This is a genomic window from Streptomyces griseoflavus (assembly GCF_014649995.1).
GTDB classification, from domain to species: Bacteria; Actinomycetota; Actinomycetes; order Streptomycetales; family Streptomycetaceae; genus Streptomyces; species Streptomyces griseoflavus.
The window spans coordinates 222,891-248,981 of sequence record NZ_BMUC01000003.1 but is presented as its reverse complement, the minus strand read 5'-3'; the positions used below and the strand labels follow the sequence as shown (position 1 = coordinate 248,981).

The following is a 26,091-nucleotide window of genomic DNA, read 5'->3' as shown; positions in this document are numbered from 1 at the left end:
CGGTCGACCGGAAATGCATTGATTGCTGGTCGACCGCATACCTATGCTCTGGCGCCATGCAGCTCATCCAGGAAGACCCGGACCTCTCCGCGTATGTGGCCGCTGACGAGGTGATCGACCATCATCATCCGCTGGTCCGCGAGACCGCGGCGCGGCTGGCGCGGGGCGTGGCGGACTCGTATGAGTATGCGCGGGTGGCGTTCGAGTTCGTGCGCGACACCATTGCGCACTCGCAGGACTCCGGCGACCCGAGGGTCACCTGGCGCGCCTCCGACGTCCTGGAGCGGCGCACCGGCATCTGCTACGCCAAGGCGCACGCGCTGGCCGCGCTGCTGCGCGCCGAGGACATCCCGACCGCGCTGTGCTACCAGTACCTCGGTGTGGTCCACGGTCTGGTCGCCGTGCGCTTCCGCGGCGGCTGGCACCGGCAGGACCCGCGGGGCAACAAGCCGGGCGTGGACGCGCGGTTCTCCCTGGACGGGGAGCGGCTGGCCTTCACGCCCGACCCGGCGTCGGGGGAGCGGGATCATCCGGTCCTGTACGCGGTACCGCATCCGACCGTACTGAACGCCCTGCGCTCCGCCCCCGACCGCCCCCACCTCTGGCGGAACCTGCCCACCACCCTCTGACGCGGGAGCGCGACGGCGCCGGGCCGGGGGTGACGGCGCAGCCCCGGCCGGTGGCGCGACAGGTGGGACGTCAGTGGCTCTCGGCCTGGCGGAGCTGTTCCGGAGTGGGGGCCGTGCCTCCGAGGTGCGCCGGCATCCACCAGGTGTCGTCCGGCCCCTTCGGCCGCACGGGGTACGCCCGCTGCGCCGCCTCCAGCAACTCCTGCACCCGCTCGCGCACCTGACGGGTGATCGCGCCCGCGTACTTGTCCTTGGACGCCTCGATCGCCTCGCCCACCCGGATGGTGATGGGCGTGTGGCTGCGCTTGAAGTTGCGCGGGTGTCCCTTGGTCCACAGCCGCTGCGTGCCCCACACCGCCATCGGGATCAGCGGTACGCCGGCCTCCTGCGCCATGCGCGCCGCGCCCGACTTGAAGCTCTTCAGGGTGAACGACTGCGAGATGGTCGCCTCCGGGAAGACACCCACGATCTCACCCGCCCGCAGCGACCGCAGCGCGTGCTCGTAGGCCGCCTCGCCCTGCCTGCGGTCCACCGGGATGTGCTTCATGCCGCGCATCAGCGGACCGGACACACGGTGCCGGAAGACCGACTCCTTCGCCATGAAGCGCACGAGCCGCTTCTGGGGGAGCGCCGCCAGTCCGTTGAAGACGAAGTCCAGGTAGCTGATGTGGTTGCTGACCAGCACGGCGCCGCCCGAGCGCGGGATGTTCTCCGACCCCTGGCAGTCGATCTTGAGGTCCCACACCTTGAACAGGGTGCGGGCGAAGCCGACGACGGGACGGTAGACGAGGTCTGCCATGGGCGGGTCGGAACCCTTCCTTCTCTGCCTGGGAAGGAAGCTCCCAGTCGAAAGTTACGGAGCCGTAGGTTTACGGCTTGTCGCAGATGGTGCCCGAAGAACGGCCGGTGAACCAGTCTTGGTGCCCTTCTGCGGCGAGATTCTTGTCACGTCCACCCTGAACGACCTCGGTTTTCCTGCGCGGGCGGGGAATGCCAGGGGTTCCCCGGACGCTGGAGAGGGCTGACGGCGATTCCACGGCGGGAGTGGGCGAGTGCGAGAGCGGGACGACGACGGACGGCGGTCGGCGCACGCGGAGGCGGTGGCCGGACTGGGCGCGGAACTGGGGGAACGCGCCACCCTCGTGCAGTTCTCCAGCGCCTTCTGCGCGCCCTGCCGCGCCACGCGCCGCGTGCTCGGCGAGGTGGCCGCCCTGGTGCCCGGCGTGACCCATGTGGAGATCGACGCCGAGGCCCGTCTGGACCTGGTGCGCCGGCTGGACATCGTGCGGACGCCCACGGTGCTGGTCCTCGACGCGGCCGGCCGGGAGGTCCGGCGCGCGGCCGGCCAGCCCCGCAAGGCGGATGTCATCGCGGCGCTGGGGGAGGCGGTGTGAGGACCGCCGGGGGCACGGTGAGGCATCTCCCACATCACCGGATCGACTTGACTGTGCATGCCACGCGTAGTCAGCCTGACCCCATGTCCTCGGAACTCCTGCGCCTCCCGCGGCTCCCCGGCCTCCCGGCGGCCGCCCGTGCCGCGCGTGTGCGCCGGCCGGGCCGGTGAGCAGCCGCGTACCCGCTCGTCACCTCTCGCAGAAGGACAGTCCCATGACGGCCACGTCCGGCCTCGGCACCGCCCGGCCCGCCTCGCCCGACCTGCTGCGCTCCGTCTTCCGCCGGCACGCCGCCGGCGTCGCCGTGATCACGGCGACCGGTCACCGGGGCCCCGTCGGCTTCACCGCCACCTCGCTCGCCTCCGTCTCGGCCGAGCCTCCGATGCTGTCCTTCGGGGTCGGCGCCGCAAGCTCCAGCTGGTCCGTGATCGCGACGAGCGACCACGTCGGCGTGCACGTCCTCGGGGAGCACCAGCGGGAACTGGCGGCGACCTTCGCGCGCAGCGGCGCCGACCGCTTCGGCCCGGCCACCGCGTGGCGGGAGGGGCCCGAGGGTGTCCCCGTGCTGGACGACGTGCCGGCCTGGATGGTGTGCAAGGTGGTGGCGCGGGTGCCGGCCGGTGACCACCGGATCGTGATCGCCGAGGTCCTGCTGGGCGACCCCACGGGCCACGGCCGTCCGCTCCTCTACCACCAGGGGCGTTTCAACGGCCTGCGGGACTGAGCCGGGGTTTCCTCTGGTCGCGGGTGGTTCGAGTTCCGGTTACGCTGCGTTGCGAAGGTCACAGTTCAAAGCGCTTGCTCAGCGGGAACGATCTGGGTGTACTGACGAGTAATATGTGGTTCGGAGCGTGGGTCGCCCCGACCGTGATCGCCCGCTTCAGGCGCCTATGCTGCCTGCAGGCAGGCAGCCAGAAAAGACGATGCAGTAGGAGAGCCGGCGTGAGCTTGAGGATCGTTGTCACCGTGAAGTACGTGCCCGACGCCACTGGCGACCGGCACTTCGCCGATGACCTGACCGTCGACCGTGACGATGTGGACGGTCTGCTCTCCGAGCTGGACGAGTACGCGGTCGAGCAGGCGCTGCAGATCTCGGAGAACTCCGACGACGACGTGGAGATCACCGTCCTGACGGTGGGCCCGGAGGACGCCAAGGACGCACTGCGCAAGGCGCTGTCCATGGGCGCGGACAAGGCGATCCACGTCGAGGACGACGACCTGCACGGCACCGACGCCATCGGCACCTCCCTCGTCCTGGCGAAGGCGGTCGAGAAGGCCGGTTACGACCTCGTCATCTCCGGCATGGCCTCCACCGACGGCACCATGGGCGTCGTACCGGCGCTGCTCGCCGAGCGCCTGGGCGTGCCGCAGGTGACCCTGCTGTCCGAGGTGTCCGTCGAGGACGGCACCGTCAAGGGCCGCCGTGACGGCGACGCCGCCTCCGAGCGGCTCGAGGCCTCCCTCCCCGCGGTCGTGTCGGTCACCGACCAGTCGGGCGAGGCGCGTTACCCGTCCTTCAAGGGCATCATGGCGGCGAAGAAGAAGCCGGTCCAGTCCTGGGACCTGTCCGACCTCGACATCGACGAGGACGAGGTCGGCCTGGAGAACGCCTACACCACGGTCGACTCCGCGGCCGAGCGTCCGGCCCGCACCGCCGGCACGATCGTCAAGGACGAGGGCGAGGGCGGCAAGCAGCTCGCCGAGTTCCTCGCGAGCCAGAAGTTCATCTGAGCTACGAGGCTCAACTCGCTTCCCGCCCTTCATACTTCGCAAGCAGGAGAGAAGAAGTCCCATGGCTGAAGTTCTCGTCTACGTCGACCACGTGGACGGTGCCGTCCGCAAGCCCACCCTGGAGCTGCTGACCCTGGCCCGCCGCATCGGCGAGCCGGTCGCCGTCGCGCTGGGCAACGGCGCAGCGGACACCGCCGCCACCCTCGCCGAGCACGGCGCGGTGAAGGTCCTCACCCACGAGGCCGCCGAGTACGCCGACTACCTGGTCGTGCCGAAGGTGGACGCCCTCCAGGCCGCCCACGAGGCCGTCTCCCCGGCCGCCGTGCTGGTGTCCTCCTCCACCGAGGGCAAGGAGATCGCCGCCCGTCTGGCGCTGCGCCTCGGATCGGGCATCATCACCGACGCCGTCGACCTGGAGGCCGGTGACGAGGGCCCGGTGGCCACGCAGTCCGTGTTCGCCGCCTCGTACACCACCAAGTCCCGTGTCTCCAAGGGCACTCCGGTCATCACGGTGAAGCCGAACTCGGCCGCCGTGGAGGCCGCCCCGGCCGCCGGCGCGGTCGAGGCGCTGAGCGTGTCCTTCTCCGCCCAGGCGACCGGCACCAAGGTCACCGGCCGTACGCCGCGCGAGTCGACCGGCCGTCCGGAGCTGACCGAGGCCGCGATCGTGGTCTCCGGTGGCCGCGGTGTCAACGGCGCGGAGAACTTCGCGATCATCGAGGCGCTCGCCGACTCGCTCGGCGCGGCCGTCGGTGCCTCGCGTGCCGCCGTCGACGCCGGCTGGTACCCGCACACCAACCAGGTCGGCCAGACCGGCAAGTCGGTCTCGCCGCAGCTCTACATCGCCTCCGGCATCTCCGGCGCGATCCAGCACCGCGCGGGCATGCAGACCTCGAAGACCATCGTGGCCGTCAACAAGGACGCCGAGGCCCCGATCTTCGACCTGGTCGACTACGGCGTCGTCGGCGACCTGTTCGACGTCGTCCCGCAGCTGACCGAAGAGGTCAAGACCCGCAAGGGCTGATCACCGTAAGTCACGCCGGGGCCCCCGCGACCACTCCGGTCGCGGGGGCCCCGGCGCGTCGTAAGGTCGGTGAGGTGCGGCTGCGGCTCCCGGCGTCGCGCCGTGCACGGGTCCGGAGCGGGCGGGCCCGCGCGCGGGGCGGTGTTGACCGGCCCGAGTGCCGCCCGATAACTTCATTGACTTCTTCAACGAACTGTTGATTCCGTATCGCGGAAACGGGAGGCAGTGGGATGGGTCAGGCGCAGCGGGAGCGGGTGGTGACGAGCCTCGCGGACGCCGTCACCGAGGAGATCGGCGCCTCCCTCGCGCCGGTCGACGCCGAACTCGAGCGCCGCTACCCCGGCGACCCCGGCACCCGCCAGCCCGTCCACACGGTCTACGTCCCCGCCGACGCCTTCGCCGCCGACACGCCGCGCGCCTGGGGCGACCGGGCCCTGGCCGCCCTCGACGAACACGCCTCCGACGCCGTGTCCCTCGCCGCGGTGCTGGGACTGGACCCCGCCCTGGCCGAGGACGTGTACGGCCGCGTCCGCGCCAAACTGGAACGCGAGCCGGTGGAGGACCTGCGCGTCGACTTCGAGGACGGCTACGGTCACCGTCCCGGCGCCGAGGAGGACGAGGCCGCGGCCCGCGCGGCCCGGCTGGTCGCCGAGGCGTACGCGGGAGCCACCGCCGCCCCGTACACGGGCATCCGCACGAAGTGCATGGAGGCCGCCGTGCGCGACCGTGGCATCCGCACCCTCGACATCTTCCTCACCGGCCTGATGGACGCCGGCGGCCTGCCCGACGGGCTCGTGCTCACCCTCCCCAAGGTCACCTATGCCGAGCAGGTCACCGCCATGGCCCGGCTGCTCGACGCCTTCGAGGAGGCGCGCGGCATCGAGCCCGGCCGGATCGGCTTCGAGATCCAGATCGAGACCAGCCAGTCCATCCTCGCCGCCGACGGCACCGCGACCGTCGCCCGTATGATCCAGGCCGCCGGGGGCCGCGCCACCGGCCTGCACTACGGCACCTTCGACTACAGCGCCTGCCTCGGCGTCCTGGCCGCGTACCAGGCGAGCGACCATCCGGCCGCCGACCACGCCAAGGCCGTCATGCAGGTCGCCGCCGCCGGTACCGGCGTGCGCGTCTCGGACGGTTCCACCAACGTGCTCCCGGTCGGATCCACCGAGCAGGTCCACGACGCCTGGCGCCTGCACTACCGCCTCACCCGCCGTGCCCTGGCCCGCGCCTACTACCAGGGCTGGGACATGCACCCCGGCCACCTCCCCACCCGGTACGCGGCCGTCTTCGCCTTCTACCGCGAGGGGTTCGAGCGGGCCGCCGCCCGTCTGGCCCGCTACGCCGACCGGGCCGGCGGTGACGTCATGGACGAGCCCGCGACCGCCAGGGCCCTCGCCGGACACCTGCTGCGGGGCCTCGACTGCGGCGCCCTGGACACCGCCGAGGTCGCCCGGGCGGCCGGCCTGACCCGCGCGGACCTGGAGCGCTTCGCCTCGCCCCGGTAGCCGCCCGCTTGCGCGACCTATCGAATCTCGATAGATTCCCATCGTGATTCGAGTGAAGGAGGAGCGATGGGACGGCTGACCGTGCTCGCGCTGCGCACCGTGATCGCGGCGCTGCTGGCGGGTTCACTGGGTGTGCAGGCGGTGATGGTGCCGCTGCTGGCGAGCGACCTCGACGGGCTGGACGCGGAGTACTCCCACCTGCGCGCCCCGCTCCTCGTCGTCGTGGTCCTCACCGTGGTGGCGGCGCAGACCGTCCTGGTCTGCGTCTGGCGGCTGGTGACGATGGCCCGCCGGGGAACGGTCTTCTCCGACGCCGCCTTCCGCTACGTGCACGTCGTCATCGGAGCGTTCGTCGCCGCGGCCCTGCTGGTGTTCGCGCTCGGAGCGCTCCTCGCGCCGGGCGAGGCGGTGGCACCGGGGGTCGTGCTCCTGCTCGGCGGAGCCGGCCTCGCGGTCCTGGGGATCGCGCTGATCGTCCTGGTCCTGCGGATGCTCCTGGCGCAGGCCGTCGCCCGCGACGTCGAGGCGTCGCGGATGCGGGCCGAGCTGGCCGAGGTGATCTGATGCCGATCGCCGTCGACATCGACGTGATGCTGGCCAGACGGAAGATGTCCGTGGGCGAACTCGCCGAACGGGTCGGGATCACCCCGGCCAACCTGGCCGTGCTCAAGAACGGCCGCGCCAAGGCCGTACGCTTCACGACCCTCGCCGCCCTCTGCGACGTACTCGAATGCCAGCCCGGGGACCTGCTGCGCTGGGAGCCCGAGGAGGCGACGACCCCTCCCGCCGTCCGTTCCGCCTAGGTGTGCCGTACGGCGGGCGCGGCGTCGGAGTCCGGTGACCAGGAGCGGCGCCGGCGTGCGGGGCGACGACGTCCGCCTCAGGGCGGCGCCGGCCACGCCCCGGCGCCCGGCCGTCCGTACCGCTGAGCGCCCGTGTACCGCTCCAGACCGCAGGCCGTCACCAGCCTCCGCTCCGCGAACAGCCGGGTGGCCCGCGCGCACAGCTCACGGTCGGCGCGGGCCCGCGCGCAGAACTCCTCCGGCGACGCGCCGAACAGCCCCCGCAGCCCCGGCACGTTGTCCAGCAGGTCGGTGAGCAGCGCCCGCTGGCCGGGATGGGCGCGCGGCACACCGGTGCCGTCGTGCAGCACGCCGTGACGGTTCACGTACGCGTAGGCCCCGGGCAGCGCCGAGCCGTCGGCCAGTTCGATCCGCACACCGGGCGCGGGCAGCCAGACGCGCCGGAAGTTGCCCTCCGGACGCGGCACGCCCTCGCTCGCGTCGACCACGGCGAGCTGCCGCGCGTCGAGCCAGAGGACGAACAGCTCCCGTGTCCTGCCCGGAGCGGCGACGGGCGAGTGGGACACGTATCCCATACGGCTGACATGAGCCGAGACACCGATGCCGACGCCCGTCACCCTCGTCCGCACCATCGGCAGCGGCGTGACGAGCCCGGACTCGGCCATCTTGTGCCGCAACTGGCCGGGGCAGGCGTTGGAACCGACCGCGAGCACCGGCGTCCGGTCCTCGAACACCAGACGCTCCAGCGGCACCAGCCGGTCCCCGTCGAGCATCCCCGACTCGCGCGGCCACGCGCCCGGATACAGCAGCGGATGCTCGCGCGGGGCCTCGTCCAGGCCCAGCGCCCGCAGGGAGCGGTCCTCCTCCACGCGTGCCGCCCGCTCAGTCCGCCGGCGGCAGCTCGCCGGAACCGCGGGTGATCAGCCGGGTGGGCAGTTCGACGCGCTCCGGGCCGAGCAGGGTGCCGTCCAGCTGGCGGAACAGCCGCTCGGCGGCGGTCCGGCCGAGGGCCGCCGCGTCCTGCGCGACGACCGTGACACCCGGCTGGAGCAGGTCGGCCAGCTCGATGTCGTCGAAGCCGACCAGGGCGACCGGGCGGGGATGCCCGGCCAGCACCCGGATGACGGTGACCGTCACCCGGTTGTTGCCGGTGAAGATCGCGGTGACCGGCTCCGGCCCGGACAGCATCTCCCGGGCCGCCCGGCCCACCCGCTCCGGATCGGTGACGCCCAGCGACATCCAGGCGTCCTCCACCGGTATCCCCGCGTCCTCCATGGCGGTCCGGTAGCCGCGCAGCCGCTCGGCCGCCGTGTGGATACGGGGCATGTCGCCGATGAAACCGATCCTGCGGTGCCCGTGCGCGATGAGGTGGCCGACGCCGTCGCGGGCGCCCCCGAAGTTGTCCGACACGACGACGTCCGCGTCGATGTGCCCGGCCGGACGGTCCACGAAGACGGTGGCGACGCCCGCCTTGATCTCGGGCTCCAGATAGCGGTGGTCGTCACCGGCCGGGATCACCACGAGCCCGTCCACCCGCCGGGCGCACAGCGCCAGCACCAGCTCCTGCTCACGGTCGGCGTCCTCCGCGCTGGAGCCGTTGATCAGCAGCGCTCCGTGCGCGCGGGCCACCTCCTCCACCGCCCGGCTCAACGGACCGTAGAACGGGTCCGCGAGGTCCTCCAGCACCAGGCCGATGCTGGCGGTGCGGCCCTTGCGCAGCACCCGGGCGCTGTCGTTGCGGCGGAAGCCGAGCGCCTCGATGGCCTCCTGGACCCGGCGCTCCGTCTCCGGTGTCACCCCGGGCTCGCCGTTGACCACCCGGGAGACCGTCTTGAGGCCCACCCCGGCGCGGGCGGCCACGTCCTTCATCGTCGGACGGTTGCCGTAACGGGTGCCCGGGAGGCGGCGTTCGGTACGGCGGGTCGTCTCCGGCACGGTGCGGTGTCCTGTCCTGTCGGCCACGGGGATGCGCGAGTCCATGGGGTTGTATGAGGATGTGGCGTCGAGCATAGAGCCTGGACAACGTTGTCAGAGACAGGAGACACTGTCCGACGCACACTCCGGCCCGCACGCCGCGCTCGATGAGGCCGAGGGCCGTGTTCCATGTGTTGGCTTGTGGGCGGGCATGGTCGCTCTCGGCGAGTTCCTGATGCTTTGACGGGGAGATCCGACACTGATGCACACCGACCTCGTGGCCGCGCTCGACATAGGCGGCACCAAGATCGCCGGCGCACTCGTGGACGGCGGGGGCCGGATCCTGGCCCGCGCCCAGCGGCCGACGCCCGCAGGGGAGAACGGCGAGACCGTCATGAGGGCGGTGGAGGCGGTGCTCGGTGACCTCGCCGCCTCCGGGCTGTGGGGGCGCGCGGCCGCCGTGGGCATCGGCAGCGCCGGACCCGTGGACGCCTCCGCCGGCACGGTGAGCCCCGTGAACGTGCCGGGCTGGCGCGACTACCCGCTCGTCGCACGGGTCCGGGAGGCGACCGGGGGCCTGCCCGTGGAGCTGATCGGCGACGGGGTGGCCATCACGGCCGCCGAACACTGGCAGGGCGCCGCGCGGGGGCACGACAACGCGCTGTGCATGGTCGTCTCCACCGGCGTCGGCGGCGGTCTGGTGCTCGGCGGCAGGCTGCATCCCGGACCCACCGGCAACGCCGGCCACATCGGCCACATCAGCGTGGATCTCGACGGGGACGCGTGCCCGTGCGGCTCGCGCGGCTGCGTGGAGCGCATAGCGAGCGGCCCCAACATCGCCCGCCGGGCGCTGGTGAACGGCTGGCGGCCCGGTCCCGACGGCGACACCTCCGCGGCCGCGGTGGCCGCCGCGGCCCGGGCCGGCGATCCGGTGGCCGTGGCGTCCTTCGAGCGGGCCGCGCGGGCGCTGGCCGCCGGTATAGCGGCCACCGCGACGCTCGTCGAGATCGACATCGCCGTGATCGGCGGGGGCGTGGGCAAGGCGGGCGAGGTCCTCTTCGCGCCCCTGCGCAGGGCGCTCACCGAGTACGCCACCCTCTCCTTCGTCCGGCGCCTCGTGGTGACCCCGGCCCGGATGGGCACCGACGCGGGCCTGGTGGGCGCGGCCGCGGCGGCGCTGGCCGGCCGGCCGGACGCGGCGGTCGCCGGGGTGTGAGGCGGCGCGGGGCGACCGGGGGCTCCGGTTCCGGAAGCCGTGCGTGACCCCCGGGCGGTGTCCGCAGTTGAGCCGGGTATGAAGAAGCGCACCATGCTCGCCATCGCCTCCCTCGCCACGGGCTTCGTCGTCGCGGCGGTCACCCCGTCCCACGCCCTCGGTGGCACCGCCCTCGGCGGCCTCGACGTCGAGGACACCCTCAGCACCCTCGACCGGACCGTCGGCGAGAACAACACGCTGGAGCTGGACGTCGACCGGGAGGGCGCGGCCTGACGGACCCCACCGCGGAGCCGGGCGGCGCCGGTACCCCTCACGTCGAGGGGACCGGCGCCGCTCTTGCGCGTTCTTAAGCGGAGCTGGTTTCCGTGGCAGGGTGGAGCGGGCAAGCCACAGGGGGCCAACAGAAGAGGGGGAACCGTGATCGTCTGGATCAACGGCGCGTTCGGTGCGGGGAAGACCACCACCGCGCGTGAACTGATCGAGCTGATCCCGAACAGCACGCTCTTCGACCCCGAGGTCATCGGCGGAACGCTGGAGAAGCTGCTTCCGCCCAAACGCCTCGCCGAGGTCGGCGACTTCCAGGACCTCCCGGTCTGGCGGCGACTGGTGATCGACACGGCGGCCGCGATGCTCGCCGAGCTGGGCGGAACCCTCGTGGTCCCCATGACCCTGCTGCGCCAGGAACACCGCGACGAGATCTTCGGCGGCCTCGCCGCCCGCCGGATACCGGTCAGCCACGTCCTGCTCGCTCCGGCCGAAACGATCCTGCGGGAGCGCATGGCCGCCCGCGAGAGCCCCGCGGACCTTCCCGACGGTGAGATGCGCGCCCGCCAGTGGGCCTACGACCACATCGAGCCGTACAAGGCGGCCCTCGCCGACTGGCTCACCGCCGACGCCTACCCGGTCGACAGCGGAGCGCTCAGCCCCTACGACACCGCCCTGCGCATCGCCGAGGCGGTCGGCAACGGCAAGGCGCCGGCCTGCGACATCGTGCAGACGCCCGAGCCCACCGCCGAGACGGTCGCGGCGGGCGTGCTGCTCTTCGACGAACAGGACCGGGTGCTGCTCGTCGACCCCACCTACAAGGCGGGCTGGGAGTTCCCGGGCGGAGTCGTCGAACGGGGTGAGGCCCCCGCGCGTGCCGGCATGCGCGAGGTCGCCGAGGAGACGGGGATACGCCTGGACGACGTACCGGCGCTCCTCGTCGTGGACTGGGAGCCGCCGGCGCCGCCCGGGTTCGGTGGTCTGCGGCTGCTCTTCGACGGCGGACGCCTCGATTCCGCGGCCGCCGGGCGGATGCTGCTGCCGGGACCGGAACTGCGCGGCTGGCGCTTCGCCTCCGAGGCCGAGGCAGCCGAACTGCTGCCGCCGGTCCGCTACGAACGGCTGCGCGGGGCGCTGCGGGCACGGGAGCGCGGCCGGGCGGTGTACCTGGAGGCCGGGGTGCCGGTCGGCTGACACCGGGGGCCGGTCGCCCCGGCCCCGGGCTGCGGCTGCCGTCGTCCGGGCCGGAAGCCTCCCGCCGCCGGGATCGGAGCGAGAGGCGCCCGCCGCGTCCGGCGTCCCGGACACCGGTGGCGGGACGGCGGTTCGCCGCTCGCGGGTGGAGGGGCGGCCGGCCCGTCCCGAGAGGCCGGGGGCGTGGACGGCGCAGTCCGACGGTGCCCGGGGAGACGGCCGTCGTGGGGCGGTGTCCCGTCCGCCTACGGGAGACCGCCCCACGACGCGGCGGCCGTCAGCGCGCGCCGGACGCGAGGTTGCGCAGGAACAGTGCCTCCGCGACCGACAGGCGCTCCAACTCGTCGGGGGACACGCTCTCGTTCACGGCGTGAATCTGCGCCTCCGGCTCGCTCAGGCCGATGAGCAGGATCTCCGCCTTCGGATAGAGCGAGGCCAGGGTGTTGCACAGGGGAATCGAACCGCCCTGGCCGGCGTAGCTCATCTCCTGCCCCGGGTACGCCACCGCCATGGCGTCGGCCATCGCCCGGTAGGCGGGGCTGGTGGTGTCCGCGCGGAACGCCTGGCCCTGACCGATCTGCTCGGTGCTCACCCGCGCGCCCCACGGCGTGTGCGACTCCAGGTGCGCCCGGAGCAGCGCGGTCGCCTCGGCCGCGTCGACGCCCGGCGGCACCCGCAGGCTGACCAGCGCGCGGGCGCTCGCCTGCACGGAGGGCGTGGCGCCGATCACCGGCGGGCAGTCGATGCCGAGCACGGTGACCGCGGGACGTGCCCAGATGCGGTCGGCGACGGTGCCCGAACCGATGAGCTCCACACCGTCGAGCACCTTGGCGTCCTCGCGGAACTGCTCGTCGGCGTACTGGAGTCCGTCCCACGCGCTGTCGCCGGCCAGTCCGTCCACGGTCGTGGTGCCGTCCTCGGCGCGCAGCGAGTCCAGTACGCGCACGAGTGCCGCCAGCGCGTCCGGCGCGGCACCGCCGAACTGGCCGGAGTGCAGATTGCCCTCGAGGGTGTCGATCCGCACCCGGACCAGCGTCATGCCGCGCAGCGTGGAGGTGACCGTCGGCAGACCGGCACGGAAGTTGCCCGCGTCGCCGATCACGATGGTGTCGGCCGTCAGCAGGTCGGGGTGCTCCTCGGCGTACCGCTCCAGGCCGCCGGTGCCCTGCTCCTCGGAGCCCTCGACGATCACCTTGACGTGCACGGGGACGCCGCCGTTCGCCTTCAGCGCGCGCAGCGCCAGCAGGTGCATGATGAACCCGCCCTTGCAGTCGGCGGTCCCGCGTCCGTACCAGCGGCCGTCGCGCTCGGTCAGTTCGAAGGGCGGGGTCGTCCAGCCGGAGTCGTCCAGCGGCGGCTGCACGTCGTAGTGCGCGTACAGCAGTACTGTCTTCGCGCCCTCGGGGCCGGGCAGACGGCCGTACACCGACTGCGTGCCGTCCGGGGTGTCCAGCAGGGCGACGTCCTCGAACCCTTCGGCGGTGAGCGCGCCGGCGATCCAGCGGGCGGCGCCCTCGCTCTCCTCGCGCGGGAACTGGCCGAAGTCCGCCACCGACTTGAAGGCCACCAGTTCGGTGAGCTCCTCCTTCGCCCTGGGCATCAGCGAGGCGACGGTCGCGGCGACCGGATTCGACGACATGGGCACGCTCCTTGTGGGTGCGACGTTGTACGTGTGCGAACTTCTTCGTACGAGATGATCGTGTGGTGCGCGTAAGCTCCCGTGTACGGGGCACTTACGTCGCCGATCCTCCCACAGTGGCCCCGGACGATCGCCGCCGTAGGATGCGGGAGGACATCAGCGGCAGGCGGCTGGATCGGGAGCAGTAGACCATCGTGAGCAGCGAGAACTCTTCGGCGGACGACGTGCGGCAGGTGTGGGACGTCGTCGTGGTGGGCGCGGGACCCGCGGGGGCCTCGGCCGCCTACGCGGCGGCGGTCGCGGGACGGCGCGTGCTGTTGCTGGAGAAGGCGGAGCTGCCGCGCTACAAAACGTGCGGCGGCGGCATCATCGGCCCCTCGCGCGACGCGCTGCCCCCCGGCTTCGAGCTTCCGTTCAGGGACCGGGTGCACGCGGTGACGTTCTCCCACAACGGCCGCTTCAGCCGCACCCGCCGTTCCCGGCGGATGATGTTCGGCCTGATCAACCGGCCCGAGTTCGACCAGCAACTCGTGGAGCACGCGCAGAAGGCGGGCGCCGAACTGCGCACCGGCGTCGCCGTGCAGCGGGTGGAGCAGCACGGCTCGGCCGTGCCGGACCGGCGTACGGTCGCGGTCGTCCTGCAGGGTGGCGAGACGGTGCTGGCGCGGGCCGTGGTCGGCGCGGACGGCAGCGCGGGCCGGATAGGAGCGCACGTCGGGGTCAAGCTGGACCAGGTCGACCTGGGCCTGGAGGCGGAGATCCCGGTGCCGGAGACCGTCGCCGAGGACTGGAAGGGGCGGGTGCTCATCGACTGGGGCCCCATGCCCGGCAGTTACGGATGGGTGTTCCCCAAGGGCGACACGCTGACGGTCGGGGTGATCTCGCGGCGTGGTGAAGGCGCCGCCACCAAGCGGTACTTGGAGGACTTCATCGGCCGGCTCGGTCTCGCCGGCTTCGAACCCAGCATCTCCTCCGGCCACTTGACCCGCTGCCGCACGGAGGACTCGCCGCTTTCGCGGGGCCGGGTACTGGTGTGCGGGGACGCGGCGGGGCTGCTGGAGCCCTGGACCCGCGAGGGCATCTCCTTCGCGCTGCGCTCGGGCCGGCTGGCGGGGGAGTGGGCGGTGCGCATCGCCGAGGCCCACGACGCCGTGGACACGCGCCGCCAGGCGCTGAACTACGCCTTCGCCGTCAAGGCGGGGCTCGGTGTGGAGATGAGCGTCGGCAAGCGGATGCTGGCGGCGTTCGAGCGGCGCCCCGGGGTGTTCCACGCGGTGCTCACCGGCTTCCGCCCGGCCTGGAAGGCGTTCAAGGACATCACGCAGGGTTCCACCACGCTCGGCGAGCTGGTCCGTACCCACCCGCTGGCCCACCGCGCCCTGCTGGCGCTGGACCGGCGTCCCGCGGGTGACGAGGTCAGTTCCTGACGGTGATCCGGAAGACGGGGTGGTCGGCCGCGGCCGCGGCGATCTCCTCGTCGGACGACCGGGCGGTGACGCCCTGGAAGTACTGGTTCACCTCCCAGCCCCACTTCTCCAGGTAGGTCCGCAGGACAGGGAGCTTCTCCTCGTCGGGAAGCTCCACCGCGGTGAAGGCGCGGACCCGGCGGCCCACTCGCAGTTCCCCGCCGCCGGCGACGCGCATGTTGCGCACCCACTGCGAGTGGCCGCGCGCGGAGACCAGGTACTGGCTTCCGCCGTGGGCGTGCGGGTTGACCGGGACGCGCTGCATCCGTCCGCTCTTGCGGCCGCGCACGGACATCTCCGCGCTGCCGGCGAGGCTCACCCCGTGGCGGGCCAGCCACCCGACGACGCGGTTGAACCGGATGGCCATGGGGCTGCCCTTGAGGTAGTAGGGCGCTGATGACGGCATAGGTGACCTCCAGGCCGGAAAGTGAGAACGCCGCTCTCTTTTGTGAGCACCGCTCTCGGTGTGGTGCTTCAGTCTGCACGACATCCGCACGGCAGAGCAAGAGCACTGCTCTCGTTTGTGTGCACTGCTCTGTTCCCGTGGGACACTCGTCCGCATGAGCAGCACCGCACACGGAGCCCGCGCCCGGGCCAGGATCGAAGTCACCGCGGCCATCAAGGAGGAGGCACGCAGACAGCTCGCCGAGGAAGGCGCCGCGAAACTCTCACTACGCGCCGTCGCCCGTGAGCTCGGCATGGCCTCCTCCGCGCTCTACCGCTACTTCCCCAACCGCGACGACCTGCTGACCGCTCTCATCATCGACGCCTACGACTCCGTCGGCGAGGCGGCCGAAGCGGCCCGCGACGCGGCGGCCGGCCTCGGGCCGGTGGCGCGCTGGACGGCCGTGTGCGAGGGGGTGCGCCGCTGGGCGCTCGGGCATCCGCACGAGTACGCGCTGATCTACGGCACACCGGTGCCCGGCTACACCGCACCGCACACCACCGTCCCGCCCGCCGCCCGCGGCGCGATGGTCTTCATCGGCATCCTCCGCGACGCGCACCGGGGCCCCGGCCTCGCCGGGCCCGCACTGCCCGCCGAACTGGAGCCCGAGGCCGTGCGCATGGCCGCCGACCTCGCCCCCGACCTGCCGCCCGAGGTGGTGGCGGCGATGGTGGCCGTCTGGGCCCAGCTGTTCGGGCTGATCGGGTTCGAGCTGTTCGGGCAGTTCAACCGGGTCGTCGAGGACCGCGACACCTTCTTCCGGCACGCGGTGGGGCAACTCGCGCACACGGTGGGGCTGATGTGAGCAGCCGGGGCGGGCCGGCCCCGGCCCTCGGGGGCCCGCGACGGCCCCGACCGGCCGGCCCGGCCTATGCGTCGGGCCGCGTACGCCCCTGTCGAGTCCGCCGCCGGAACGCGACCAGTACGGAGACCGTGCGCACCGGGAACAGGACCGCCGCGAGCACCACCCCACCCCGCAGGAGCGACGTCTCGACGGCGTCCGGCAGTTCGAAGAGCAGCGCCGGCCCCGCCACGGCCCCCAGCACGACCGCCGCCGCGAAGGCGGCGCTCACCAGCGCGTACCCGGTCTCGACGGTGATCGCGTCCCGCTCGGCTCGCGTCCGCCGTCCCCCGTGTCCCGTCACACTCGCCCCCTGACCGCGCCCTCGAGTCAACCAGCCGTACACCGGGCGGACAAGCAACTCGCCTGCTACGGTGCGCCCATGGCGGCGAAGCAGGCCGAACAGGCGCTCGTGGAACGGTGGCGGGGCGTGCTCGCGCTCCATGCGCGCACCCAGTGCGAGATCGACCGTGCCCTGCACCGGCACGGGCTGTGCGGCAGCGACTTCGAGGTCCTCGACATCCTCGCCCAGGGCGGCGGACGGAACGGCTGCTCCTACCGCGTCCAGGAGATCTCCGAGCGCGTCCACCTGACGCAGAGCGCGCTGTCCCGGCTGATCGCCCGGCTGGAGAGGGACGGTCTGCTCGAGCGCGGGATGTGCGCGGAGGACCGGCGGGGCGTGCGGGTCTCGCTCACGAGGAAGGGACGGGCGCTGCACGGCGAAGTCCTGCCGGTGCAGCGCGCGGTGCTGGCCCGGATGCTCCCCGAGGACTGACCGGCCCCCCTCGCCGGACTCAGATCACGGCCGAGGTCTCCCGCCACAGCGCGGCGAGTCCCGCGTCGCCCGACAGCGCGGGCACCGGCCGCCGGTTCCACAACGCCAGATACAACTCGGCGGCCGGGCCGGTCAGTTCGCACTCCGCCTCGCCCTCCGGGTCGCGCGTGACCACGGGCGGCTCCTGGGAGAGGCGTACGGTCCACACCGCGTCCGCGTCGGTGGCGCGCACCCGCAGGACGCGGGGCCCGTCGGTCCGCACCCGGCTCCTGCGCCGGGAATGGAAGCCGCGCAGCAACTCGTCGACGCCGTCCACCGCGAAGTCCGCGGCGACCGGGGAGGGGACGCCGCCGCGGGCCGATTCCGCGTCGAAGCGGTGGACGGTCGTCTCGTGCGCCTGGCGGCGGGCCCAGAACGCGAGCGCGGAGGGCGAGCCGGGCAGGAACGTGAAGCACTCCACCTCGGGCGCGGCGCCGGCCAGGGTGTCCACGAGACGGCGGTGCCCGTCGCGGTACCAGGCCACGAGCTCGGTCCCGTCCAGCCCGGGGTGCTCACCCATCGGGCGCGGATCGGGGCACCGGTCGGCGACGAAGGCGGCCGCCCAGCGGTGCACCACGCCGGTGTGTCCGATCAGGTCCCGTATCTCCCACCCCGGGCAGGGCGGAACGGAGGCGTCCGGGCCCGCCTCCTCCGCGGCATCGGCCAGCAACCGGCCCTCTTCCCGCAGGACTTCGATGTACGAGGCAGTGTCCATGGGGGTGAGTCTGCCGTACGCCCCGCCCGTCGCGGTCCTACGGCAGCGGAGTCCCGCCCGTCGCGTTGACGATCTCCGCGGTGATGTACGACGCCTCCTGGGAGGCGAGGAACACGTACGCCGGGGCCATCTCCGACGGCTGGGCCGGCCGGCCGATGGGCGCCTGCTTGCCGAACTCCTTCGTGTCCGGCAGCGTCGCCGGGATCAGCGGCGTCCACACCGGGCCCGGCGCCACGGCGTTGACCCGGATGCCCCGCTCGATCAGCATCTGCGCCAGACCCTGGGTGAAGGTGACGATGGCGCCCTTGGTGGTCGCGTAGTCCAGCAGGTGCGGGCTCGGCTTGTAGGCCTGCACGGAGGCCGAGTTGATGATGCTGCCGCCCTCCCGCATGTGCGGCAGGGCCATCTTGCACAGCCAGAACATGCCGTACAGATTGGTCCGCAGCACGCGGTCGAACTGCTCGGTGGAGATCGCCTCGATGCCGTCGGGCTGCGACATCTGGTACGCAGCGTTGTTCACCAGGATGTCGATCCGGCCGAACTCCGACACCGTGCGCTCGATCAGCGCCCGGCAGTTCTCCTCCTCCCGCACGTCGCAGGAGACGGGCAGGGCGCTCCGGCCGGCCTCCTCGACCCAGCGCGCGGTCTCGGCCGCGTCGTCCTTCTCGCTGTCCAGGTGGGTGAAGGCCACGTCGGCGCCCTCACGGGCGAAGGCGAGGGCGACCGCCCGGCCGATGCCCGAGTCCCCGCCGGTGATCAGGGCCTTGCGGCCCGTGAGCCGGCCGCTGCCGCGGTAGGTGTCCTCACCGTGGTCCGGCGGCGGATCCATCGGGCCGGTCCAGCCGGGATGCGGCTGGTCCTGGGAGGGGAAGTCGGGGGTCGGATGCTGCTCCACGGGGTTCTGCTGCTCGGTCACGTTCTCTCCCGGTGACGTCGAGGCCGGTCGCGTTGCCGGCGTCCGCCCTCGTAGTACGGCGGACGCCGCTGCCCGGGTACCCCGGCACCGGCCGTTCGATCAGGCGGCCGGGCACGCCGGCCGCACGACCGCCGGAGACGGCCGGGAACCCTCCGGGGGAGTCAGGCGGCCTTCACATGGCGGGTCGCGAAACCGATGACGGTCGCCACGGCGGCCAGCACCGCCACGCTGGTCAGCGCCGCCGGGAGGCTGAACCAGTCCGCCATGAACCCGATCGCGGGCGGACCGAGCAGCATCCCTCCGTAGCCGAGCGTGGAGGCGGTCGCCACGCCGCTGGGGCCCGCCAGCGCGCCCGCCCGCTCGATGGCCACCGGGAAGAGGTTGGCGAGCCCCAGACCGGTGACCGCGTAGCCGGCCAGGGCCGCCGGCAGGGACGGCGCGAGCGCGCCGAGCAGCATGCCGGCCGCCGCGGTGGAGCCGCCCGCCAGGATCGTACGGGTCCGTCCCAGCCGTTCCAGCAGTGTCGTACCGGTGAGCCGGCCGATCGTCATGGCGAGCGCGAACAGGGTGTACCCGACGGCCGCCGCACCCGGCGAGGCGCCCAGGTCCTCCTCGAGGTGCAGCGCCCCCCAGTCGGCCAGCGCCCCCTCCCCGTACGCCGTGCACAGGGCGATGAGGCCGAAGACGACCACCAGCGCCCGGGTGCGCCGGTCCGGCCGGCGCGGGGCCTGCCGCGCGGTCCGCCCGGTGTCCGCCGGGGTGAGCGGCTCGCACCGCATCAGCGCACGCCCCGCGACCGCCGTCACCACCAGCCCGACGGCGGCGAGCCCCCACAGGTGCCGGGTCGGCGACAGCGAACCGGCGACCAGCGCGCCCAGCCCCGCGCCGATCATGCCGCCCAGACTGAACGCGGCGTGGAAGCTGGGCATGATGGGGCGCCGCAGCGCGGCCACCAGATCGACGGCGGCACTGTTGAAGGCGACGTTGATCCCGCCGTAGGCCGCGCCGAACAGCAGCAGCACGGTGCCGAGCGCGGCGGCGGAATGGGTCAGCGGCGGCAGGGCGACGCTGAGGCAGAGCAGGACCGCGCAGACGACGGTGACGAGGTGACTGCCGTACCGGCGGCACAGCCGGCCGGTGAGCGTCATGGTGACGACGGCCCCCGCGGACAGACCCAGCAGGGCGAGGCCCAGCGCGCTCGAGGAGGCACCGGTCTGTTCCTTGATGGCGGGGATGCGCACGACCCAGCCGGCGAAGACGAAGCCGTCGAGGGCGAAGAAGGCGGTCAGGGCGAGACGGAGTCGGGCGAGGTCGGTACCCGGCACCACACTGTGCGATCGGGTTTTGTTTATTAGCGGCACAAAATGAGGCTAGGGGGCGATCCGTCCCGGGGCAAGAGGCCCGGGAGATCACACGGGAGGCGGTAAGGACGCGGCGGGGTTAACCCGTGTGAACGTCCCGGATGGTGGGACCGCGCGGCATGGCCGAGCGTGGATCATGCCGGAGGACGGGACATCCGTGCTGACGAGGAGTCAGCTGCCCGGACTCCCGCGGAAGGACTGAGAGATGCGCTCTGCCCGCATGGTGCTTGCCGCCGCAACGGCCACGGCGGCCCTCGCCATCGCCGCGCCGGCGGCCTACGCCGACCAGGACGGCGGCGAAGGCCACGACACCTCTTCCTACAGCAAGGAGTACGACAAGGAGGGCAAGCACGACAAGGAGAGCAAGCACGACGAGGAGGGCAAGCACGAGAAGCCGTACGGCGGCATGCACACCGGCGGCGGGGCGCTGGCCGCGGTGGGTGAGGAGGACTGGGGCTCCGCCAAGGACTCGAAGAAGGAGAGCGAGCACGGCAAGGAGGCCGAGCACGAGAAGGAGGGCGAGCACGGCAAGGACGGCAAGTACGAGAAGGACGGCAAGCACGAGAAGCCGTACGGCGGCATGCACACCGGCGGCGGGGCGCTGGCCGCGGTGGGCCAGGAGGACTGGGGCTCCGCCAAGGACCCGAAGTACGACCCCGAGACCTACAAGGACAAGGGCGACTCCCAGAAGGAGGAGTCCTGGGGCGACAAGCAGGACAAGGAGTGGAGCCACGACAAGCCGAGCGGCGGCATGCACACCGGTGGCGGCGGCCTCGCCGAGCCCGGTGTCACCGCCGGCGGTCTGGCCGCTCTCGGAGTCCTCGGCGCCGGCGCCTTCGCGCTGCGCCGCAAGAAGGCCTCCGGCAACGTGGCCTGAGCCGTGCCCGGCGTCATAGCGGCCGGGGCCGTCGTGCGTGCCACGCGCGTCATGACGGCCCCGCCCGCTCGCCCACGTGTCGTACCCGCTGCCGTGCCCGAATGAGGTGGTCCCCCCGATGCCGGCCAGTCCCCCCACTCCCCCCGAAACCGACGCGGCGTCACCGGCGAGGCGCAGACTGCGCGCCATAATGACGGCCGTCTTCTGGAGCGGGGCCGGCCTGCTGCTGGCCATGACGCTGCTGGGCGGCGGGGAGGACCCTCCCGACGACGCCCACGGGCCGCACGCGGCCCCCGCCGTCTCCACGGCGCCGTCCGCCCCGGGTTCGAGCGCCCCGGCCTCGACCGGCCCGGCCGCGGGTGAGCCCGCGGGCAAGGCCCTGCCACGTTCCGAGCCGACCCGTCTGGTCGTTCCCGGCATTGGTGTCGACGCCCCCTTCATCGATCTCGCCATCAACGGCAAGGGACAGCTCGAACCGCCCCCGGCCCACAACACCAACCTCGTCGGCTGGTACGCCAAGGGCGTCTCCCCGGGAGAGCGCGGTACGGCGATCATCGCCGGCCACGTGGACACGGCGACGTCGCCGGCCGTGTTCGCGCGGCTCAGCGAGCTGGAGAAGGGGGACCGGTTCCGGGTGCTGCGCGCCGACGGCAGCAAGGCCACCTTCGAGGTGGCCGAGACGGAGTCCTTCGAGAAGGACGACTTCCCCGACGAGCGCGTCTACGCCGACACGCCCGACGCCCAGGTCCGGCTGATCACCTGCGCCGGCGACTACGACCGCGCCGCCAAGGACTACACCGAGAACCTGGTCGTCTTCGCCCGCCTCGTCTGAGCGGAGCCGGCCACGGCCGCCCGGAAGGGGGAGGATCCTTCCGGGCAGCCCGTCCGTCAGACCACGGAGCAGTCCGCGCCGTTCAGGGTGAACGCCGTGGGACTCGGGTTCGTGCCGGAGCGCGAGCCGGTGAAGCCGAGGGTGACCGAGCCGGACGGCGGGATCGACGCGGTGTAGGAGGCGGCGGTGACCGTGACCTCGGCACCGCTCTGCACCGGTGTACCGCCCCACAGGTGGGTGATCCGCTGGCCGGCGGGGAACGTCCACCGCAGCGTCCATCCGTTGACCGCCGAGGCACCGGTGTTGCGCACGGTCACCTCGCCCTGGAAGCCGCCGGGCCACTCGCCCGTCACCCGGTAGCCCACCGCGCAGGCGCCCGTCGCGCCGCCCGGGGACGTGGTGACGGTCACCGCGGCCGAGCGCGGCGAGCGGTTGCCCGCGGCGTCCCGGGCGTAGACGGCGAAGGTGTACGACGTGGCCGCGGTGAGGCCGGTGACGGTGGCGGAGGTGCCGGACGTCGTGGTGACGGCGGTCTCCGCGCCGGCGTCGGTCCGTACGACGTCGTAGCCGGTGACGCCGACGGCGTCGGTGGCCGCGCCCCAGCGGAGGGTCACGGACGACGCGGTCACCGCTGAGGCGCTCGGGGTGCCGGGAGCGGTCGGGGCGGTGGTGTCGTCGCCGGAGCCGGATCCGTAGACGGCCGCTTCCTTCGACGTGGCGGCGATGCCGTCGGGGCCGTTGAAGAGACGCTCGCCCCACGCGGTCAGCCGGGCGGGGTCGAAGTCCGTGACCATGTCGAGGTATTCGACGCCACCGCCGTTGCCGCTCCAGGACCAGCCCAGGTAGCCGAGGCCGAGCCGTTGGGTGACGGCCAGGATGGTGTCCTCGTCGGGGTTGCCGTCGGAGTGGTCGTGGCCGAACTCGCCCACCACGACCGGCAGCTTCGCGGCGACGAAGCGGCCCAGGTAGTCGCTGATCTCGGCGGCGGTGTCGAACACGCCGTACATGTGGATGGAGAAGACCGTGTTGGCGTCCGGGTCGGACGCGAAGACCGACGCGGCGTTGTCGCGCATGGTGAACGCCCAGTCCTGGCCCCAGTTCGGGGCGTCGACCATGAGCGTGTGGTCGAACCCGGCGTCGCGCAGCTTCTGGATCGCCGCCTTGGTGTCGGCCGTCCAGTTCGCGTAACCGGTGTTGCCGTGCGGCTCGTTGCCGATGTTGACGATGACGTGGTCCTCCTGGCCGGCCAGGGCGCCGCGGACGCTGATCCAGTAGTCGGCGGCCCGGGAGAGGGTGACCGCTCCGCTCTGCTCGCCGTAGCCGGTGGTGTCGTGCACCTCCAGGACGCAGATCAGCCGGTTCTGCTTGCACCGCGCGACGACATCCGCCACGTCGGAGGCGTCGTTGCGGGTCCAGCGGTCGCCGCTGGAGAGGACGACCCGCACGGTGTTGGCGCCCTTGGCCTTGATGTGCGCCAGTGCGTCGATCCGGTCGGCGTACCAGGTGTGGGCGTGGTTGACCCCGCGCATCACGAAGTCGTTCCCGGACGCCTCCAGGAGCCGGCCGTTCTCGACGCGGAAGCCGGTGGGCGCCGCGTGGGCCGCCGGGGTGGTGACGGCGAGGAGCGGGAGGAGGAGTCCCAGCAGTGTGGCGAGGAGGCCGGCGGTGCGTGGGACGGTGGGGCGGCGTTCGAGGGATCTCATGGCGGCTCCGGTGGAGGGGTGTGGGGATCTGTGTGTGCTCGCCGTGGGTCAGGAGGCGGCCGTGCACTCGACGGTCGCCGCCGGAGGGGAGGAGGTTGCCCCGGTGGTGGCGATGAGGCCGAAGGCCGTGCTCGCGCCGGGGGCGAGGCCGCTGTTCCAGCCCGCGTCGGTGACGGTCGCCGTGCCGTCGGCGGCGGTGCGCGGGATGCCGTTCCAGACCTGGGTGACGCGGGCGCCGCCGGCCGGGGCGACGGTCACCGTCCAGCCCGCCAGGGGAGCGGCGGAGGTGTTGGTCACCGTCACCTCGGCCTGGTAGCCGCCCTGCCAGGCGGAGACGGCGCGGAAGGCGGCGGTGCAGGCGGGGGTGCCGGGGTCGCCCGGGTCACCGGGGCCACCGGGGTCGCCGTTCTCCTCCAGGAGCGCGGCAAGGGCCGGGAACCAGCGGGCGGCGATCTTCTCGTCGCCGGTGGCGACGGGGTGCACACCGTCGTAGGTGTCGGTGGCCGTGTCGAAGCCCGTCCACTGGTCCACCACCGTGATCGGGGACTGACCGGTGCTCGTCGCCGCGGCCCATCCGGGGATCCGGGCGTTGAAGTCGACGACGCGCTGTGCGCACGCGGCGCACGAGGCGGGGTTCATCGGGATGATCTGGGCGACGAGCACGCGCATCCGCGGGTTGGACGCCCTCATCTGTGCGACCAGTTCGGTGTACGCGGCGAGGATGTGGTCGGGCGGGACGTCGCTCCAGACGTCGTTGGTGCCGAAGTGCATGACAACGATGTCCGGCCGGGTCGCGGCGAGGCGGGCGGGGAGGAGTCTCTGGGCCGCGACGTTGGTGACCAGTTCACCGCCGTGCCCCTCGTTGTCGCCGTCGTGCGGCACGCCGCAGCCCTGGGCGGGCAGTGTGCCGACGAAGTCGATGTCCGTGTGGCCGGCGTCCAGCAGCCGGTTCCACAGCACCGCCCGCCAGCAACCGGGGGAGCCGGTGATCGAGTCGCCGAGCGGCATGACGCGTACCGGGGTCGCGGCCGGGGCGGCCGCCGCGCCGGGAGCCGCGGTCAGTCCGAGGGGGAGGAGCAGGGCGGCCAGCAGGCCGAGGAGTGGCAGGGCGCGTGAGCGCAGGAGGCGGGTGTCGCGCATGGTTTTCCCTTCCCTGGAGAGGTGGGAGCGCTCCCATGTCGCACATGAAGCCACTGTTGTCGCTAACACGTCAAGGGGGGCGACGGATTGCGGTACGCGTCCTCCGGTGCCCCACGCCGAAGGGGCGCGGCCCGTGCGGGCCGCGCCCCGGAAGTCGAACCCGGCGTTCGATCAGGTCCGGGCGCTCTTGCGGGGCAACGCCCTGCGCACCAGCGGCCAGCCCAGCACCAGCACCACGACCGCGTACACGGTCACCGAGAACGGAGTGTCGACCAGACCGGTGACACTGCCGTCGCTGATCTGCAGCGCGCGCCGCAGCTGCTGCTCGGCGGCCGGCCCGAGGATGACCCCGATGACGGCGGGCAGCACCGGCAGCCCGTAGCGCCGCATGCCGAAACCGATCAGGCCGATGATCAGCAGGAGCACCAGGTCGATCGCCTCACCGCCGACCGCGTACGCGCCCACCGCCGCGAAGAACATGATTCCGGCGTAGAGGTAGGGCCGCGGGATGCGCAGCAGTTTCGCCCACACCGGTGCCAGCGGCAGGTTGAGGGCGAGCAGCAGCACCATGCCGACGAACAGCGAGGCGATCAGGCCCCACACCAGGTCCGGTTCGCGTTCGAAGAGCAGCGGCCCCGGCTGGATGCCGTACTGCTGGAACGCGGCCAGCATCACCGCGGCGACCGCGGTGGTGGGCAGGCCCAGGGTCAGCATCGACACCAGGGTGCCCGCCGCCGAGGCCGACGCCGCCGACTCCGGACCCGCGACCCCCTCGATGGCTCCCTTGCCCCACTCGTCCCGGTGCTTCGACAGCCGTTTCTCCGTGACGTACGACAGGAAGGTCGGGATCTCCGCCCCGCCCGCCGGGATCGCGCCGAACGGGAACCCGATGAACGGGCCGCGCGCCCAGGACTTCCAGGTGCGCCGCAGGTCGGCGCGGCCCAGCCACGGCCGGCCCACCGGGATGGGGTCCGGTGGCCGGCGCCGCAGATGCGCGGCCACCCACAAGGCCTCGCCGATGGCGAACAGGCCGACCGCGACGATCACCACGTCGATGCCGTCGGCGAGTTGCAGCGAACCGAACGTCAGCCGTTGCTGGCCGGTCATCTGGTCCAGGCCCACCAGACCGATGGTCAGGCCGATCAGCAGCGAGGCCATGCCCCGGATCCGGGACGAACCGAGCACCGACGTCACGGCGATGAACGCCAGCACCATGATGGCGAAGTAGTCCGGGGCGCCGATGTCCACCGCCAGGTCGGCGATCGTCGGGGCCAGCGCGACCAGCAGGACCGTGCCGATCATGCCGCCCGCGAAGTGCCCGATGGCGGCCGCCGCGAGGGCCTGCGCGCCACGCCCCGACTTGGCCATGGGGTTGCCCTCCATGGCGGCGACCACGGCCGCGCTCTCCCCGGGCGTGTTCAGCAGGATGGAGGTCGTCGAACCGCCGAACATCGCGCCGTAGTAGATCCCCGCGAACATGATGAACGCGCCGGTCGGGTCGAGTCCGTACGTCACCGGCAGCAGCAGTGCCACCGCCATCGCGGGACCGATGCCGGGCAGCACGCCGATCGCCGTGCCGAGCAGCACACCCAGGGCGGCCCAGAGCAGGTTGAGCGGGGTGAGGGCCGTACCGAAGCCGTCCATGAGGGAGTTGAGGGCGTTCAC

General features: G+C 72.7%; 28 protein-coding genes. 16 read left to right on the top strand and 12 right to left on the bottom strand.

The window, feature by feature from the left end:
• Positions 1-56 precede the first annotated feature (56 nt).
• Positions 57-629: a transglutaminase domain-containing protein gene (locus IE172_RS09810; RefSeq protein WP_190096740.1), complete on the top strand. Its 573-nt coding sequence runs from the start codon at positions 57-59 to the stop codon at positions 627-629.
• Between the two features lie 70 nt (positions 630-699).
• Here the strand turns inward: IE172_RS09810 and IE172_RS09805 are convergent, their stop codons facing one another.
• On the bottom strand, positions 700-1,428 hold the full coding sequence (locus IE172_RS09805) for a lysophospholipid acyltransferase family protein (RefSeq protein ID WP_190096739.1): 729 nt from the start codon (positions 1,426-1,428) through the stop codon (positions 700-702).
• Between the two features lie 253 nt (positions 1,429-1,681).
• On the opposite strand from IE172_RS09805, the gene IE172_RS09800 reads away from it, so the two are divergent.
• From IE172_RS09800 to IE172_RS09770, 7 genes are all read left to right on the top strand, one after another.
• A complete protein-coding gene (locus IE172_RS09800) occupies positions 1,682-2,023 on the top strand; it encodes a TlpA family protein disulfide reductase (protein ID WP_229885917.1) in 342 nt (113 codons plus the stop codon).
• A 214-nt stretch (positions 2,024-2,237) separates the two neighbouring features.
• Complete coding sequence (locus IE172_RS09795) at positions 2,238-2,747, top strand: flavin reductase family protein (protein ID WP_190096738.1); 510 nt, start codon at positions 2,238-2,240, stop codon at positions 2,745-2,747.
• Positions 2,748-2,965: 218 nt separating this feature from the next.
• Entirely contained in the window at positions 2,966-3,754 is a 789-nt protein-coding gene (locus IE172_RS09790) for an electron transfer flavoprotein subunit beta/FixA family protein (protein ID WP_190096737.1), read from the top strand.
• A gap of 61 nt (positions 3,755-3,815) precedes the next feature.
• Positions 3,816-4,778: an electron transfer flavoprotein subunit alpha/FixB family protein gene (locus IE172_RS09785; RefSeq protein WP_190096736.1), complete on the top strand. Its 963-nt coding sequence runs from the start codon at positions 3,816-3,818 to the stop codon at positions 4,776-4,778.
• A gap of 230 nt (positions 4,779-5,008) precedes the next feature.
• Positions 5,009-6,286 (top strand): DUF6986 family protein, encoded by a 1,278-nt coding sequence (locus IE172_RS09780; RefSeq protein ID WP_190096735.1) that lies wholly within the window; start codon positions 5,009-5,011, stop codon positions 6,284-6,286.
• Between the two features lie 66 nt (positions 6,287-6,352).
• On the top strand, positions 6,353-6,850 hold the full coding sequence (locus IE172_RS09775) for a DUF2975 domain-containing protein (RefSeq protein ID WP_190096734.1): 498 nt from the start codon (positions 6,353-6,355) through the stop codon (positions 6,848-6,850).
• Positions 6,850-7,089, top strand: a complete 240-nt coding sequence (locus tag IE172_RS09770) for a helix-turn-helix domain-containing protein (protein ID WP_190096733.1) — start codon at positions 6,850-6,852, stop codon at positions 7,087-7,089. Before IE172_RS09775 ends, IE172_RS09770 begins: the two co-directional genes overlap by 1 nt.
• Before the next feature lie 77 nt (positions 7,090-7,166).
• On the opposite strand, the gene IE172_RS09765 is transcribed toward IE172_RS09770, so the two are convergent.
• Complete coding sequence (locus IE172_RS09765; RefSeq protein WP_190096732.1) at positions 7,167-7,958, bottom strand: hypothetical protein; 792 nt, start codon at positions 7,956-7,958, stop codon at positions 7,167-7,169.
• Positions 7,959-7,971: 13 nt separating this feature from the next.
• The gene (locus IE172_RS09760) at positions 7,972-9,069 is read right to left on the bottom strand and encodes a LacI family DNA-binding transcriptional regulator (RefSeq protein ID WP_190096731.1); all 1,098 of its coding nucleotides are present in this window, start codon (positions 9,067-9,069) and stop codon (positions 7,972-7,974) included.
• A gap of 196 nt (positions 9,070-9,265) precedes the next feature.
• Here IE172_RS09760 and IE172_RS09755 point away from each other — a divergent pair, with 196 nt between their 5' ends.
• From IE172_RS09755 to IE172_RS09745, 3 genes are all read left to right on the top strand, one after another.
• Positions 9,266-10,219: an ROK family protein gene (locus IE172_RS09755; RefSeq protein ID WP_190096730.1), complete on the top strand. Its 954-nt coding sequence runs from the start codon at positions 9,266-9,268 to the stop codon at positions 10,217-10,219.
• Positions 10,220-10,297: 78 nt separating this feature from the next.
• Entirely contained in the window at positions 10,298-10,492 is a 195-nt protein-coding gene (locus IE172_RS09750; RefSeq protein WP_190096729.1) for a hypothetical protein, read from the top strand.
• Between the two features lie 144 nt (positions 10,493-10,636).
• Complete coding sequence (locus IE172_RS09745; protein WP_190096728.1) at positions 10,637-11,677, top strand: NUDIX hydrolase; 1,041 nt, start codon at positions 10,637-10,639, stop codon at positions 11,675-11,677.
• A 277-nt stretch (positions 11,678-11,954) separates the two neighbouring features.
• Here IE172_RS09745 and IE172_RS09740 read toward each other — a convergent pair whose 3' ends face one another.
• Complete coding sequence (locus IE172_RS09740; RefSeq protein WP_190096727.1) at positions 11,955-13,316, bottom strand: dipeptidase; 1,362 nt, start codon at positions 13,314-13,316, stop codon at positions 11,955-11,957.
• 194 nt (positions 13,317-13,510) lie between these two features.
• On the opposite strand from IE172_RS09740, the gene IE172_RS09735 reads away from it, so the two are divergent.
• On the top strand, positions 13,511-14,743 hold the full coding sequence (locus IE172_RS09735; protein WP_190096726.1) for a geranylgeranyl reductase family protein: 1,233 nt from the start codon (positions 13,511-13,513) through the stop codon (positions 14,741-14,743).
• Here the strand turns inward: IE172_RS09735 and IE172_RS09730 are convergent.
• Entirely contained in the window at positions 14,733-15,188 is a 456-nt protein-coding gene (locus tag IE172_RS09730) for a nitroreductase family deazaflavin-dependent oxidoreductase (protein WP_190096725.1), read from the bottom strand. The genes IE172_RS09735 and IE172_RS09730 overlap by 11 nt on opposite strands.
• 154 nt (positions 15,189-15,342) lie before the next feature.
• Here IE172_RS09730 and IE172_RS09725 point away from each other — a divergent pair, with 154 nt between their 5' ends.
• On the top strand, positions 15,343-16,032 hold the full coding sequence (locus tag IE172_RS09725; RefSeq protein WP_190096724.1) for a TetR/AcrR family transcriptional regulator: 690 nt from the start codon (positions 15,343-15,345) through the stop codon (positions 16,030-16,032).
• A 64-nt stretch (positions 16,033-16,096) separates the two neighbouring features.
• Here IE172_RS09725 and IE172_RS09720 read toward each other — a convergent pair whose 3' ends face one another.
• A complete protein-coding gene (locus tag IE172_RS09720; RefSeq protein ID WP_190096723.1) occupies positions 16,097-16,372 on the bottom strand; it encodes a DUF6332 family protein in 276 nt (91 codons plus the stop codon).
• A gap of 78 nt (positions 16,373-16,450) precedes the next feature.
• Between IE172_RS09720 and IE172_RS09715 the strand changes: the two genes are divergently transcribed.
• Complete coding sequence (locus IE172_RS09715) at positions 16,451-16,843, top strand: MarR family winged helix-turn-helix transcriptional regulator (RefSeq protein ID WP_190096722.1); 393 nt, start codon at positions 16,451-16,453, stop codon at positions 16,841-16,843.
• A gap of 19 nt (positions 16,844-16,862) precedes the next feature.
• On the opposite strand, the gene IE172_RS09710 is transcribed toward IE172_RS09715, so the two are convergent.
• The 3 genes from IE172_RS09710 to IE172_RS09700 all read right to left on the bottom strand — a co-directional run bounded on the left by IE172_RS09710 (position 16,863) and on the right by IE172_RS09700 (position 19,838).
• Positions 16,863-17,597: a maleylpyruvate isomerase family mycothiol-dependent enzyme gene (locus IE172_RS09710; RefSeq protein ID WP_190096721.1), complete on the bottom strand. Its 735-nt coding sequence runs from the start codon at positions 17,595-17,597 to the stop codon at positions 16,863-16,865.
• 37 nt (positions 17,598-17,634) lie between these two features.
• Complete coding sequence (locus IE172_RS09705; protein WP_190096720.1) at positions 17,635-18,513, bottom strand: SDR family oxidoreductase; 879 nt, start codon at positions 18,511-18,513, stop codon at positions 17,635-17,637.
• A gap of 161 nt (positions 18,514-18,674) precedes the next feature.
• Entirely contained in the window at positions 18,675-19,838 is a 1,164-nt protein-coding gene (locus tag IE172_RS09700) for an MFS transporter (protein WP_190096719.1), read from the bottom strand.
• 241 nt (positions 19,839-20,079) lie between these two features.
• On the opposite strand from IE172_RS09700, the gene IE172_RS09695 reads away from it, so the two are divergent.
• On the top strand, positions 20,080-20,751 hold the full coding sequence (locus tag IE172_RS09695; RefSeq protein ID WP_190096718.1) for a hypothetical protein: 672 nt from the start codon (positions 20,080-20,082) through the stop codon (positions 20,749-20,751).
• 118 nt (positions 20,752-20,869) lie between these two features.
• The gene (locus IE172_RS09690; protein WP_489749558.1) at positions 20,870-21,583 is read left to right on the top strand and encodes a class F sortase; all 714 of its coding nucleotides are present in this window, start codon (positions 20,870-20,872) and stop codon (positions 21,581-21,583) included.
• A gap of 56 nt (positions 21,584-21,639) precedes the next feature.
• Here IE172_RS09690 and IE172_RS09685 read toward each other — a convergent pair whose 3' ends face one another.
• The 3 genes from IE172_RS09685 to IE172_RS09675 form a co-directional block, all read right to left on the bottom strand.
• Positions 21,640-23,286: a cellulase family glycosylhydrolase gene (locus IE172_RS09685; RefSeq protein ID WP_190096716.1), complete on the bottom strand. Its 1,647-nt coding sequence runs from the start codon at positions 23,284-23,286 to the stop codon at positions 21,640-21,642.
• A gap of 48 nt (positions 23,287-23,334) precedes the next feature.
• Positions 23,335-24,426, bottom strand: a complete 1,092-nt coding sequence (locus tag IE172_RS09680; protein ID WP_190096715.1) for a GDSL-type esterase/lipase family protein — start codon at positions 24,424-24,426, stop codon at positions 23,335-23,337.
• A gap of 171 nt (positions 24,427-24,597) precedes the next feature.
• On the bottom strand, positions 24,598-26,091 hold the full coding sequence (locus IE172_RS09675; RefSeq protein ID WP_190096714.1) for a tripartite tricarboxylate transporter permease: 1,494 nt from the start codon (positions 26,089-26,091) through the stop codon (positions 24,598-24,600).